Raw genomic sequence first — 12,830 nt, 5'->3', positions numbered from 1 at the left:
TTTAACAGGCTTCTCAATTCACATATCATTTTCAGTCTTTTTTGTCAACTCCTAATACTGAACCGACGCCCTAGCAAGGTGGCTAAAGCACTATTTGTCAGAGTGTCTCCTACCACTCCTGCTCCTGTGTCTAGATTTTTATCGCCCACCTGAGCGATCGTTTCAGTCTCGCCTACAGACTCGCCTGCATCCCTCGCAACAACCGAAACTTTATCCATTGGAAACCCGGAAGATTTCAATTCTGTCAGAGCTTGCTCGGCATCTTCGCGGTTAGAAAACAATCCCAACGCGCGGGTTTGATTGCTTGTTACCATATGTTTCTTCTTATCTCCTGTCTAATTAAGCTCTAATTCAAGCCTAATTATTGCGCTTGTTTTCAATCACTTATATTGATATTTTTCGGTTTTTATCTTTAGCATTCATCTATCTGTAGATATAACCTGAAAAACAGCAACAAAAGTTATAAAATCAGCGACCCAAATCGTGCATCGCATTTATCTCGATCGCACATCTTTGAGTCAGCGCTTCCAACTCCTCGCGATCCGACGAACCGGGCGCTTCAATTAACTTGCCAATTCGCACCGTCAGCGGCACCGGACGCGGCATTCCCGAACCTTTCGACCCAATCGCATGAGTTCCCCACAAGCTAACAGGCAACAGCGGCGCTTTTGCCTTGGCAGCTATCAGCGCAGCACCTAATTTAGGTTCAGTAATTCTGCCGTCTGGCGTGCGAGTTCCCTGCAAAAATACACCCGTCGCCCAGCCATTTTCCAAAGAGTTGATAGCCGATCTAATTGCACTGCGATCTGCACTTTCCCGCTTCACTGGATAAGCACCGTAAAGCGTAATTGCCTGCTTCAAAATAGGAACTTTAAATAACTCTTCCTTTGCCATAAATGCGACCGGCCGCCTCATGCAATTTGACAAAATCGGCGGGTCAAAATCGCTGGCGTGATTGCTGACTACCACCAGCGGCCCTTCTGTCGGAACATTTTCTGCACCGTAGATACGGCCCCGAAAGTACAGGTGCAGCATCGGGCTGACAATTGACCATTTGAATAAATAGTAGAGAAGTAAACTTTCGACTGGTTCGCGACTTTTGCTCACAGAAAACCTGAGATTTTAAATTACACCGAATATTAGCCTATCAGTTCAGCAATGACAAAGGAATAGTATTTTGAGGTTTGTAGGGTGCACACCTTATCCAGCCCAATAAGAAAGTCCGCCTGCGCGGACATCACTTGTGTAGATCCCGACAGAAGTCTGGTCAACTCCTGAATTTCGGACGTTTGCAAAGGCTCAATTTCCGGCCAGCATGGCTTTTTGTCCTTCCGAAGAAGTCGCGTAGCCCAAGAAATCCTTAACTGCTTGGCTAGGAGGATTTTTGTAGGCGTAGTACAACTGCCGCTTGTAAGGATAGTTACCAGCATCCGGCGTCGCACCGTTGACTCGAACAACGCGCACCGTTTTCTGATTGACTACTTGAGCGAAAGTCGCATAGCCAATGCCGTTATTGCCTAAAGCTTGCAGCAGAGGAGTTGTAGCATCTCGATCGAGCTTAGTGATATTGGGCCCCGTGCCAAAATTAGCGCCAGAGAGCACTTGTTCTTTAAACGTTTGGTGAGTGCCGCTAACTTCGGGTCGATTTATCACTTTAATCGGGCCTGCCGGGCCGCCGACTTTCGACCAGTCTTGAGCATTTCCCTTGAAGATATCTTGAACTTGAGCGGAAGTTAAACCTCCTTTAAACGGGTTGTTAATCCCGACTACGAGGGCGATCGTATCTAGGGCAACAGGCACCGCTGCCAAACCCTGACCTTGTTCTTGAGCCGTCAAAGGCTGCGATACCGCAGCAATATCGGCTGTTCCTGCGACCAAATCTTGAATTCCCTTTGCAGAACCGTTAGCTTTGGAATCAACTCTAGTGCCAGGAAACTTGGCTAGAAAGCCATTCTTAAGGTTGAGGTTGATTGTCACCATACTGGTAGAACCTTGAATTCTGACAGTCGTACCCGCAGGAACAGAAGCTGGAAGCGCAAAGGAACTAGCTGCAACAGGCGAAGCGCCGCCGACTACTGGCGCGACCGGAAGTGGGACGACATCGCCTGCAGGTGCGGGAGTGGGGGGATGGTTACTAACATCTTGCGACGCTGGTTTGTTGAGAAAAAAGAACCAGCCACCACCGGCTAGCAAGAGAAATAACAGGATAAAAACTATGGGGGGAGGCCCGCTCTTAGCCATAAAATTGTCCTTAGTTGGGAAGTTCTTTGTTGTTCGAGGCGTCTAACATTTGTAGCCTGCGATTAACTTCATCGTCTAAGGTCATATTTTCTAATTCTGCCTGAAGTCTTTCTTGGGGATTCTCAGATATTTCTGCTAAAGCTTGCTGTTTGAGGTTGCGGCCGTGGACGGCGTTTTTGGCTTGCTCAAACTGCGATCGAGCTGAATCGATACTGAGGTCGTTGTTGACTTTGGATATGGCTCCGAGGGCTTCGTTAATCTCGGCCATATCTTTCATATTTTGCATATCGGTTTTGTAGGCTTCCAGCTTCATCCGCTCTCGATTTAGCTTGTCTTTGGAAGCGTTGACGTATTGTTCGGCTTGTTTTACTTGGGATTCTAATTGCGGCAGGATTTGTTCTGTCTGAATTACCTTCGCCATTGCCAAGCGGGCTGCTTCTTCGTTGCCGTGGCGCTGGGCTGTGATGGCTTGGCGCTCTACGGTTTGCATTTCCCTAACTTTTTGTTCATATTTCGTTTTGGCCCGCTGGTAGGCTGCAACTTGGGTGGAGACTGCTGCTGCTAGCTTTTGAACTGATTCTTGCATCGATCGCAGCGACTCTTCGGCTACCGCCACCGACACCTGGCCGCCGGATTCTACCGGCAGTCCCCACATCCAGTTCCAGGCACCTACTATGGTTCTGCCTGCCTTGTCGCCCATCAACCAGTAAAGGACTTTTTTCATACAAACACCAGATAAGCTTGGTTTTTACGCCCAGTTTACATCAGGATTTGTAGATCGCCCCGTCAATCGATTTTAGATTTTAGATTTTAGATTTTAGATTTGAAGCATTGACTCCACGGATAAATTCGGGGGGCAAGTTTCATCCGATACAGTTTTTTTATTTCTGGACGGATGAATCCGGGGGCTTGTATCCTGGATGCTTTCGGTCAGGTCGATCGATATCGAGATTTTTGATAAAGATTTTCTAGCTGTCTGGATCGTCTATCCCTAATTTGCACAACAGCCAATATTCGGATTTGCCTGTTGTGCTATTTATTATTCGGCACTCTTCGGGCCAATTAATTTTAAAGTTAATAACCTGCCGTTTAATAACAGGCTAAAAATAGATTAAGCGGGCAAATCTGCAACACTACTAACATTTACCAGCGTTAAATCCGGACAAGTCCGTTTGATCAAACCAGTGAGAACTTTGCCCGGGCCAATTTCCACTACGCGATCGATTCCTTGTTGTGGCAATTGCAGGGAAATTTCTCGCCACCGCACGCCTTTAGTCATCTGCTGAGTCAACCGCTGCTTTAAAGTGGCTGCGCTGGTAGTCGCTGACGGTTCTGAGTTCGAGAGCACCAGCATTTTAGCATCGGAAAATCTTGCAGACTTTAAGGCTAGTTGAAACTCTGCCGCCACTGATGCCATCAGGGGAGAGTGAAATGCACCGGAAACATTCAATTTAACGGCGCGTTTGACTTTGATTTTGGCAAGCAAATCTTCTACTGCTGCGGGCGTTCCAGAAATCACGACTTGTGCTTCGCTGTTGTCGTTTGCCAGCACCACGTCTCGGCTGTATTGAATTTGCAGTTCTAGTTCCTGCCTGTCGAACCCGATCAAAGCCACCATTTGCCCGCCGGAGGCAGTGTCCATGAGTTCGGCGCGGCGTTTGACTAAGCGCAATCCGGTTTCAAAGTCAAAAACGCCTGCTGCGTAGAGGGCAACGTATTCTCCTAAACTGTGACCGGCAACGACCGCTGGTCGATCGCTTTTTTCTCGCATTAAGTCGGTCAAAATACTTTCTACTACGAACAAACAAGGCTGAGTGTAGAGAGTCCGAGATAGTTTTGCTTCTTCTTTTTGGCAAACTTCCGGGACAGACCAGCCTAAAATTTCTTTAGCGAGCTCAAATTTGGCTTTGGCTGTTGGCAAGTTTAATAAGTCTGCACCCATCCCGATCGCCTGGGAACCTTGTCCGGGAAATACCCATGCTGTTTTAGTCATTTTTCCGGTTATCTGCTAATTGGTGGTTGCTAATTGGTGATTGCAAAAATTCTTTGTTTCCCGCTTCTAAGTTCGCTTGCTGGTATCCGCTATCTTTCGGTTAACGAACTCTCTACTCGCGACTCACAATTATAACATAATAGTTGCGCTTTTTACGATTTTTATATTTTTTTTGCTACTTGAATCAGATTAATAGCCGTAACAAAATTTTCCATCTTCAAGCCAGGGGAAGTCGATCGAAGAATAGAGGATTTTCAATCTCAGGGCGCGCTTGTCAATAACTCCTGCCCCGAGAGTGTACGGCTGCGCACCTTGCCCTATGTATGGCGTGTTCAAGGATTTGTATTTTGCAAGGGTCGAATTCCCGACAATAACCGGAGCAAGTTTACAGCCTGCCGCCAAATATTACCTTCCCCATTGAAAAATCGCCGCCCCCCAAGTCAAACCTGCACCGAAACCAGCAGCAGCAATAGTATCGCCCGCTTTAACTTTACCCAAACGCACGGCTTCGTCTAAGGCAAGGGGAATTGAAGCCGCTGAGGTATTGCCGTAATTCGCCAAATTGCTGATTACTTTTTCGGGGGGAATGTTTAGCCTTTGGGCCACTGCATCAAGAATCCGCTGATTGGCTTGGTGCAACAACAGCCAGTCAATTTCAGCAGCGCTAATATTTGCCCGAAACATAGCTTTTTCTATGACTTCCGGCACTTTTCTCACGGCAAAGCGATAGATTTCTTGACCGTTCATTGTGATGGGATGAAATCCGCCAACTCCGACGCTGACGCCCTCAATTAATTCTTTTGACTCGGCTTTGTAGGGCAAATTGAGAGAGGAATTTTGCGTGCCGTCGCTGCGAATTTCAAATCCCAAAAAGGAATCGATTTCTGAAGCTTGCAATACCACCGCACCTGCACCGTCTCCAAATAGAATGCAAGTACCCCGATCCGACCAATTCACCCAGCGAGATAAAATATCTGCTCCGATCAGCAAAACATTTTGATAAACCCCTGTCCGAATGAACTGCGCGGCTGTAACTAAACCAAAAACAAAGCCCGAACAAGCTGCTGTCAAATCAAAAGCCACAGCTTTTGTGGCGCCCAACTGATATTGAATTTTACTGGCAGAGCCAAACAAATCGTCAGGACTTGAAGTCGCCAAAATAATCAAATCAATATCTGTCGGCGAAATTTCTGCCATGGCGATCGCCTGAAGCGATGCCTCGGACGCTAAATCGCACAAAGAAGTGCGATCGTCCGCCAGCCTGCGGGAGCGAATGCCCGTCCGCGCCCCAATCCACTCGTCAGAAGTTTCTACTATCTGACTCAAACCGTTATTATCCAGCGAAACCTGCGGTGTACAAGAACCGCTACCCGTGACGGCAATGCCGAACCCTGATTGCTGCAACATTCCTCTCCATTTATGAGCGATCGATCGAGAAATTAAAAATTAAAAACTACCAATTAAAATTATTTTTTAAACTGCTGAAATTACTTTTTTTTAAGCAAAACAGTTGGTTTAAGCTGACATTTTTAATTTTACATTTTTAATTTTTAATTCCTACTTACTGCTTCTAATTCACAGCTTCTTGTTCCAGAGCGCTTTGGTGATTGGACGATCGAATTCGCTCCAGCACTTGGTTGTCAATAGCCTCCTTCGCCAAACGAATGGCATTAAAAATCGAGGCAGCTTGAGACGAACCGTGGCTGATAATGCAAACTCCAGCAACGCCCAATAGCAAACCGCCGCCGTGTTCAACGTGGTCTACCCGCTGCTTAAAGCCCTTGAGGCTTTCTTGCAGGAGGGGAGCGCTAATTTGATTTTTGAGTCCGGCCGCCAATTCTTCCTTAAGCACTTGCACCACGACTTCGCCCACCGCTTCGGCAAACTTCAACAATACGTTGCCGACAAACCCGTCGCAGACAATTACGTCGAAGTTCCCCGACAGCACGTCGCGGCCTTCGGCATTGCCCACAAAAGGAATGTTAGGGTTGTCCACCAATAACTGGTGGGTTCGCACCGCTGCGTCGTTGCCTTTAGAAGGTTCTTCGCCAATGTTGAGCAGGCCGATTTTAGGTTCGGCGACGCCCAGCACGCACTGGCTGTAAATAGTTCCCATAAGAGCGAACTGCTCCAAAAATTTGGGGCGGCAGTCCACATTAGCGCCGACATCGAGAATGAGTACAGAGCTGCCCGGTACCATTGTCGGCAAAACCGCACCGATCGCAGGGCGATCGATGCCGGGGAGCCGGCCCAACCTGAGCAGGGCAGAAGCCATAGCCGCGCCGGAGTGACCGGCGGACACCACAGCATCAGCTTGCTGCTGCTTTACCAAGTTCATCGCTACGTTAATCGAAGCGTTGGGCTTGCGTTTGAGGGCACTCAAAGGTTCTTCGTGCATTTCCACCGCTCCTTCAGAAGGAACGATTTCTAGCTGACCTGTAGAGACGCGGCCGATCGCGTCTTGTTGCCGGAGCGAGTCTTCTATTTGCTGCGGGTCGCCCACGAGCAAAATCTCTACGCCTAATTCTTCTTGTGCCTTAAGCGCTCCAGCTACAACTTCGGCGGGGGCATGATCCCCACCCATAGCGTCTATTGCAATTCTTGCGCGTGTCGATCCCATTGACCAATGTTTGAGAAACACTAAAAATTCTACCAGGAAGTCAGGAGCGTGAATCCAGAAGTCTGAATAAAGAACTAAAATCCGCTCGCGCCCGATCGGACAATTCTCATTTCCGACTACTCTGATAGAGCTTGTTTTGTCACTACTTTACTATTTTTGCCTGCAAATTGAAAAAATCAATGAAATAGTTTACATGATCCCAAGCACTTTAGTCCGGGAACCCCGGATTCATCCGTGGAGCGAGAAAAAAGCTCCCCATCCTCATCACTTGCCCCCGGATTTATCAGTGGGAGCGCTTTCTTCAATCTGAAATCTAAAATCTAAAATCTAAAATCGATTGACTTTAGGAGTAAAAAATGCTGGATTTATTTAGCTCAGGGATGATGTCTCTGTGGCTGGACATGGCTGGGGTAGGCACTGCCGCGCCTAATGCTGCGTCAGTGCTGGCTTGGCGGGGAGGAATACCCGGGTTAGTGGTGGCCGAAGATTTGGCTTTTGGGGGAATAAGTGCGGCAAATCCAGACTTGCCCGCAGAAGCGACGGTGCGGGAATATTTAAAAGACTTAAAAGACAAGAACCTGATTGATGGGAATCAGGGAATTTGGGTGCAAGCGGGAATGGTGCCGCTGGTAAGTCAGCAGGGGACAGTGCTGATGCCTGGGGCTTCGCTGACTAAGATTGCGACTTCTCTGGCGTCGCTGGAGACTTGGGGCGCGGATTATCAGTTTGAAACGCGGTTCCGAGCAACCGGGCCGATTAGCAATGGTGTATTGGAGGGAGATTTGGTGGTCAGCGGCGGGGGCGATCCGCTGTTTGTGTGGGAGGAGGCGATCGCCGTGGGCAATGCTCTCAATCAAATGGGTATCGATCGGGTAGCGGGAAATTTGGTGGTGACAGGCAATTTCCGCATGAATTACCAGTCCGATCCTTTGGCTGCGGGGGAGATACTTCGACAGGCCCTCGACGGTCGCAGTTGGCCTCAGGACGTGGTGGCAATGTATTCTAAGATGGCTCCGGGAACTCGAAAGCCGCAAGTAACGGTGGCCGGCAGCGTGATTGCTGAGAAATTTGTGAGTTCAGGGCATTTGCTGCTGAAGCGCCGATCGCTCCCTTTAGCCGAAATTCTCAAGCAGATGAACGTCCACAGCGATAATGAAATGGCTCAGATGCTGGCAGACGATTTGGGCGGGGCAAAGATAGTGCAGCAGCAAGCGACTTGGGCGGCGGGGGTGCCGGAGGAGGAACTCCAATTGGTTAACGGTTCGGGATTGGGAGTGGAAAATCAGATGTCTCCGAGGGCGGCTTGTGGGATGATGCAGGCGATCGCGCGCAACCTTCAGACTACTGGGCTGACGATTGCTGACTTGTTTCCGGTGTCCGGGCGCGATAAAGGCACTGTAGAACACCGGCACATTCCGCGATCTGCTGTGGTAAAAACAGGTAGTTTGGACACCGTGATTGCTTTGGCTGGAGCCATACCCACGCGCGATCGGGGTTTAGTGTGGTTTGCAATTATTAATCGCGGCACCGATTGGGACTCTTTGAGAGAACAGCAAGATATATTTTTGCAAAAATTGGTGCAGCAGTGGGGAACTGCATTGACTTTGCCACTAGCAATTACACCGCACATTGACGGCGGCAGACCTGCCTTGGGGGCAGCAAATCGCAGCGATATTTTGCTGGGAGGTTAAGAAATAGGGGTTGAGTTGGGGTTCGCAGAAAGACGACCGACATAATAGCTTAGAATTGAAACAAGACTATTCTGCAAGAAGATGATCAAACTGCGATTGAAGAGATACGGGAAAAAACGCGAGACAAGCTACCGGATTGTAGCGATGAACAGTTCTACCCGCCGCGACGGCCGTCCCCTAGAAGAGCTCGGCTATTACAACCCCAGAAATAACGAAACCAGGCTGGATGTTCCAGCGATTGTCAAGCGCCTGCAAGAAGGCGCTCAGCCAACTGACACCGTGCGTGACATCCTCAGAAAAGCCCATGTATTTGAACAAGTCGGAGCCGGAGCCAACGTTGAATCCAGCACAGCAGCAGTCAGCTAGTCCCAACTACGCTGGACTGGTTAAGTTTTTAATTGGGCCTTTTTTAGAGACCCCAGGCTCTTTGCGGGTAGATTGCGAACTGCACCCGCGCCAATCGCGGGTCTGGGTTAGGCTCGCTTTTGAAGATCCCGACAAAGGTCGGGTTTACGGTAGGGGCGGACGCAATATTCAGGCAATTAGAACTACGCTCGAAGCGGTGGCGCAGACGGCGGGTCAGTCGCTCTACTTAGATATATACGATGGCGAAGCGGGCGATCGTGGCTCCTCGCCGCCCAGGGGCGATCGCGATCGCCCGGATCGCGATCGCCCGGATCGCGGATCGCGCGAGCCGCGAGGCGACTTCCGACCCCGGACGCCGCCTCCGTCGCCGAGTCCCTTAGCTAGCAGAACTCCGAGAGAACAACCTCGCCGTACTAACACACCTACGTTTAGAACGAGCAGAAATACTCCCGGTTATTAACTGCAGAACCAAAAAACAATTTTAGATTTTAGATTGCCTGTTGTAAACTTTGTATTACAAGCCCCGCTTGATTTGAGATTGCCGATTTTGCGATCGGACACAAATGTAAAATTTTAAATCTCAAATGTCAGCGGGATGAGGTACATCTAAAATCTAAAATCTAAAATCTAAAATCTAAAGTTGCCTGACTTGATTTAAAGGAGATTTGATTTGTATCTCAAGCACCAAACTCATTTGGGAGCTAAATCTAAAAGACGCCTTAGATACTAGGTAAAACCTAGTAACTGGCGTTTTTTTGTTCGCAAAAAGTGACTGATTTAACTGTTAATTGTTAACTTTTAATTGCTTATTTGGAGGAGCTTATGTTGGCATGATTGAAAAATTAACAATAGAGTTGCCGAGCACTCAAAGCGCGATGTCGCTCTCGGGCCATCAAGAAGAAAACCTGAAAATTATCTCTAAGCAAACCGGCGCTAACCTGGTAATGCGAGGGCAAGAACTGCTAATTTCCGGCACGAAAAGTCAAGTAGAATTGTGTCATAAATTAGTGCGATCGCTCTCTGACTATTGGAAATCAGGCAAAAATATTACCGGAGTTGAAATCCAGACGGCGCGCCAAGCTTTGGATACCAACCGCCAAGGCGATTTACAAGACTTGCAGCGAGACGTTCTCGCCAAAACACGCCGAGGCGAAGAAATTAGAGCCAAAACCTTCAAGCAGCGGCAGTACGTCCAAGCAGTACGCACCCATGACCTGACATTTTGCATCGGCCCCGCCGGTACTGGCAAGACATTTTTAGCAGCTATTTTCGCCATCCAAGCTTTGTTAAGCAAACAGTACGAACGGCTAATCTTAACCAGGCCGGCTGTAGAAGCAGGCGAAAAACTAGGGTTTTTGCCGGGAGATTTGCAGCAAAAAGTCGATCCCTATTTGCGCCCGCTTTACGACGCCCTGCAAGAAATGATCGACCCTGAAAAAATGGCTGATTTAATGGAAAGAGGCTTGATCGAAGTAGCTCCCTTAGCTTATATGCGGGGGCGCACTCTCAGCAATGCTTTCGTAATTTTGGACGAAGCTCAAAATACGACGCCGGCTCAAATGAAAATGGTGTTGACTCGTCTGGGCTTTCGATCGAGAATGGTAGTGACGGGCGATATCACTCAAACAGATTTGCCACCAAACCAACAGTCGGGATTGTCAGTTGCCCAAAACATTCTGCGCAACGTTGAGGGCATTGCTTTCTGCGAATTTTCTCAGGCGGATGTGGTGCGACACCCGCTAGTGCAGCGGATTGTCGCTGCTTACGAACTGCACGAAACATGAAGGAAGAAGGCCCTTCGACTTCGCGAGGTGGTAAAAAGAAGGAAGAAGGCTTTAGTTATCTAGGAGAGGCTTTAGTTATCTAGGAGAGAAGGAAGAAGGAAGAATTATCCTTTTTTCTCTAATTCCTTTTCCTAATTCCCAACTCCCATTTTCTTATTATCGATTTAATCCAAAATCCACAATCCACAATCCAAAATTGATATGACTGCGACTCTGAAAGAATTCTTGGAAGCTTGCGAACAATTGGGAACGCTGCGTTTAATCGTGACTAGCAGCGCGGCTGTGCTGGAAGTTCGCGGTTCAATTCACAAGCTGTTTTATGCGGAGTTGCCGAAGGGTAAATATGCCAATATGCACGCCGATATATTTGAGTTTCACTTGAATATGGACAAAATCAAACAGGTGAAGTTTGAAACTGGCGAGGCGAAAAGAGGGAATTTTACTACTTATGCAATTCGTTTTCTGGACGAACAAAATGAGGCTGCTTTGAGCGCATTTTTGCAGTGGGGAAAGCCGGGGGAATACGAACCGGGACAGGTGGAAAATTGGCATCAATTGCAGGAGAAATACGGGGAAGTTTGGGAACCTGCACCTGTTGAGGCGCTTTAAAACATAGGCTTTTTTACCTTAAAATTGCATATTGGGGGCTGGATATCCTGCCCAACCCCTACTCCCCACAAGAATAAAATTGATTTTTGTGTAACAGGCAGGATGCCTGTTTCTGAGAAGGTAGAAAATATGATGTTTAACTCATTTGTTGTCTAATTTTTGAATTAATGAACCGCAGAGGGCGCAGAGAACGCAGAGAAGAGATAAAGAAGAGAAAGAGAGACAGAAGGTTAGTTGTTTGAATGTAATTGGGTATGAAGGTAATTTGGAGTTTTTGTTTAATTTTGCTGGTGTTGCTGTGGGGTGACGGTGCGAGGGCGGGGGTTTTGGGCGATCGCCTATCCAGTTTTCCAAATTGGGAAAGCAAGCCTCCTATCGCTGTCGCTAAGGGAGATTTGGTATATCCCGACTGGATGGCCGGCAATTGGAATGTTGCGAGCACTTTGGTGGATTTAGCCGCTCCTTTAGCCCCAAATATTGTGACGCCTGGGTTTGAAAGCAACCGCCAGTATTTGCAGCAGCCAGTATTATTTAAAGTGCGATTTCAACCTGAAAAAAATATTGTTTTTGGTTATAATTATACATCTAAAAATGCTAAAAAAATTGTAGCCGATCGCACTTTTAACGGTTTGAATATTGCCAAAGCTTATTTAGGCGATGGTGGCGTACTTTCGGTGAAAGTCGATCCGACCAATCCCAACCGCCAAATTACTGTTTTGAAAGGGGAGCGCCAACTAATTTCGATTGTTACCAGTCGGGGGGCTGAGACGCCGAATCCTCGCGAGTTTGTGTCTACAGAAATTTCTCAGCAGGTGTTTCGGGGAGAGTCTGATATTTATTTGAATGAGGTGGAGACAACAACGGCTTATCGAGTTGTTGGAGGCGGAGAAAATGGCGATTCTGCGAGTAAAAGAATTGAAGCCGATCAGGTGACAGCGATTTATTTGTCGCCGCAAGACCCGGATTATTTTGCTGCTGGGGGGCATCCTGTGGCTTTGTATCGATATCGGTTGGAGTTGTTACCGGGAGAATAAGCTAAGAAGAACGACAAAAATTATTGAGATAGTTATAGAGTTCGCGAAATAACGGACATTTTTTTTGAACTTCATTCGGATCGATTGCCATCAATAGCAAAGGTGTATGGTATCCTTTAGAAAAGCGTGCTTTATCGCGATCGACTTCATCTTGAACACTTGACTCAACTAAAGCTTCTGATAGTTTTTCTCGACAGCAATCTTTTTCAGCATCGTATTCACTAAATGATTCGGGATTCTCAAAAGAAACTTTTCTTTGTGTCCTCAGCCACCAACGCATCCGTTCATGTCTGCCTCGAAAATCTGAATTTTTAGCTATTGAATTATTCCAATCAGCAATAATCCAAGCTTCGATTTCCGGCGTGGCAAACCCAACAAATATTTTTATGTCAGCACATTCTGGTATTTTTTTTAATACAGCGGTTTCCGCTGTTATGCGGTACAATAAATAAGAATAAAATATCATTTGGTAGTCAAAGCTAATGAAAGCAT

Annotated in this window: 13 protein-coding genes and 1 pseudogene; 6 read left to right on the top strand and 8 right to left on the bottom strand. The window is 47.5% G+C overall.

Features of this window, described 5'->3' with window-relative positions; genetic code table 11:
• Window positions 1-44 precede the first annotated feature (44 nt).
• The 7 genes from QUA54_RS32430 to plsX all read right to left on the bottom strand — a co-directional run bounded on the left by QUA54_RS32430 (window position 45) and on the right by plsX (window position 6,854).
• The gene (locus QUA54_RS32430; protein ID WP_333418938.1) at window positions 45-314 is read right to left on the bottom strand and encodes a hypothetical protein; all 270 of its coding nucleotides are present in this window, start codon (window positions 312-314) and stop codon (window positions 45-47) included.
• Window positions 315-468: 154 nt separating this feature from the next.
• A complete protein-coding gene (locus tag QUA54_RS32425) occupies window positions 469-1,107 on the bottom strand; it encodes a lysophospholipid acyltransferase family protein (RefSeq protein ID WP_333418936.1) in 639 nt (212 codons plus the stop codon).
• 192 nt (window positions 1,108-1,299) lie between these two features.
• Complete coding sequence (locus QUA54_RS32420; RefSeq protein WP_333418934.1) at window positions 1,300-2,241, bottom strand: phosphate ABC transporter substrate-binding protein; 942 nt, start codon at window positions 2,239-2,241, stop codon at window positions 1,300-1,302.
• Window positions 2,242-2,251: 10 nt separating this feature from the next.
• Window positions 2,252-2,965 (bottom strand): PspA/IM30 family protein, encoded by a 714-nt coding sequence (locus QUA54_RS32415; RefSeq protein ID WP_333418932.1) that lies wholly within the window; start codon window positions 2,963-2,965, stop codon window positions 2,252-2,254.
• 387 nt (window positions 2,966-3,352) lie between these two features.
• The gene (fabD, locus tag QUA54_RS32410; protein ID WP_172186101.1) at window positions 3,353-4,234 is read right to left on the bottom strand and encodes an ACP S-malonyltransferase; all 882 of its coding nucleotides are present in this window, start codon (window positions 4,232-4,234) and stop codon (window positions 3,353-3,355) included.
• A 405-nt stretch (window positions 4,235-4,639) separates the two neighbouring features.
• Entirely contained in the window at window positions 4,640-5,641 is a 1,002-nt protein-coding gene (locus QUA54_RS32405; protein ID WP_333418930.1) for a beta-ketoacyl-ACP synthase III, read from the bottom strand.
• Between the two features lie 163 nt (window positions 5,642-5,804).
• Complete coding sequence (gene plsX, locus QUA54_RS32400; protein WP_333418928.1) at window positions 5,805-6,854, bottom strand: phosphate acyltransferase PlsX; 1,050 nt, start codon at window positions 6,852-6,854, stop codon at window positions 5,805-5,807.
• A 356-nt stretch (window positions 6,855-7,210) separates the two neighbouring features.
• Between plsX and QUA54_RS32395 the strand changes: the two genes are divergently transcribed.
• The 6 genes from QUA54_RS32395 (at window position 7,211) to QUA54_RS32370 (ending at window position 12,338) form a co-directional block, all read left to right on the top strand.
• On the top strand, window positions 7,211-8,545 hold the full coding sequence (locus QUA54_RS32395; RefSeq protein WP_333418926.1) for a D-alanyl-D-alanine carboxypeptidase: 1,335 nt from the start codon (window positions 7,211-7,213) through the stop codon (window positions 8,543-8,545).
• 81 nt (window positions 8,546-8,626) lie between these two features.
• Window positions 8,627-8,911 carry a 30S ribosomal protein S16 gene (gene rpsP, locus QUA54_RS32390; protein ID WP_242721878.1) on the top strand — a complete coding sequence of 95 codons (285 nt, stop codon included), beginning with the start codon at window positions 8,627-8,629 and terminating at the stop codon, window positions 8,909-8,911.
• Entirely contained in the window at window positions 8,883-9,371 is a 489-nt protein-coding gene (locus tag QUA54_RS32385; protein WP_246276635.1) for a KH domain-containing protein, read from the top strand. The genes rpsP and QUA54_RS32385 overlap by 29 nt, the downstream gene beginning before the upstream one ends.
• A gap of 370 nt (window positions 9,372-9,741) precedes the next feature.
• On the top strand, window positions 9,742-10,695 hold the full coding sequence (locus QUA54_RS32380; protein ID WP_172186121.1) for a PhoH family protein: 954 nt from the start codon (window positions 9,742-9,744) through the stop codon (window positions 10,693-10,695).
• 201 nt (window positions 10,696-10,896) lie between these two features.
• Window positions 10,897-11,304: a ChuX/HutX family heme-like substrate-binding protein gene (locus QUA54_RS32375; RefSeq protein WP_333192555.1), complete on the top strand. Its 408-nt coding sequence runs from the start codon at window positions 10,897-10,899 to the stop codon at window positions 11,302-11,304.
• A 254-nt stretch (window positions 11,305-11,558) separates the two neighbouring features.
• Window positions 11,559-12,338 carry a DUF6816 family protein gene (locus tag QUA54_RS32370; protein ID WP_333418923.1) on the top strand — a complete coding sequence of 260 codons (780 nt, stop codon included), beginning with the start codon at window positions 11,559-11,561 and terminating at the stop codon, window positions 12,336-12,338.
• Between the two features lies 1 nt (window position 12,339).
• On the opposite strand, the pseudogene QUA54_RS32365 reads toward QUA54_RS32370, so the two are convergent.
• Window positions 12,340-12,830: pseudogene (locus tag QUA54_RS32365) on the bottom strand (hypothetical protein); the annotation flags it as partial.

The organism is Microcoleus sp. MOSTC5 (assembly GCF_036701825.1).
GTDB lineage: Bacteria > Cyanobacteriota > Cyanobacteriia > Cyanobacteriales > Microcoleaceae > Microcoleus > Microcoleus asticus.
Note: the sequence above shows the minus strand (reverse complement) of the source record. Positions and strands in the feature narration are given on the sequence as shown.

Bases quoted from the DNA above. Each gene is read 5' to 3' on its own strand.
- QUA54_RS32430 (WP_333418938.1), bottom strand. From the start codon at position 314: ATGGTAACAAGCAATCAAACCCGCGCGTTGGGATTGTTTTCTAACCGC.
- QUA54_RS32420 (WP_333418934.1), bottom strand. From the start codon at position 2,241: ATGGCTAAGAGCGGGCCTCCCCCCATAGTTTTTATCCTGTTATTTCTC.
- QUA54_RS32415 (WP_333418932.1), bottom strand. From the start codon at position 2,965: ATGAAAAAAGTCCTTTACTGGTTGATGGGCGACAAGGCAGGCAGAACC.
- fabD (WP_172186101.1), bottom strand. From the start codon at position 4,234: ATGACTAAAACAGCATGGGTATTTCCCGGACAAGGTTCCCAGGCGATC.
- QUA54_RS32405 (WP_333418930.1), bottom strand. From the start codon at position 5,641: ATGTTGCAGCAATCAGGGTTCGGCATTGCCGTCACGGGTAGCGGTTCT.
- plsX (WP_333418928.1), bottom strand. From the start codon at position 6,854: ATGGGATCGACACGCGCAAGAATTGCAATAGACGCTATGGGTGGGGAT.
- QUA54_RS32395 (WP_333418926.1), top strand. From the start codon at position 7,211: ATGCTGGATTTATTTAGCTCAGGGATGATGTCTCTGTGGCTGGACATG.
- rpsP (WP_242721878.1), top strand. From the start codon at position 8,627: ATGATCAAACTGCGATTGAAGAGATACGGGAAAAAACGCGAGACAAGC.
- QUA54_RS32380 (WP_172186121.1), top strand. From the start codon at position 9,742: ATGATTGAAAAATTAACAATAGAGTTGCCGAGCACTCAAAGCGCGATG.
- QUA54_RS32375 (WP_333192555.1), top strand. From the start codon at position 10,897: ATGACTGCGACTCTGAAAGAATTCTTGGAAGCTTGCGAACAATTGGGA.
- QUA54_RS32370 (WP_333418923.1), top strand. From the start codon at position 11,559: ATGAAGGTAATTTGGAGTTTTTGTTTAATTTTGCTGGTGTTGCTGTGG.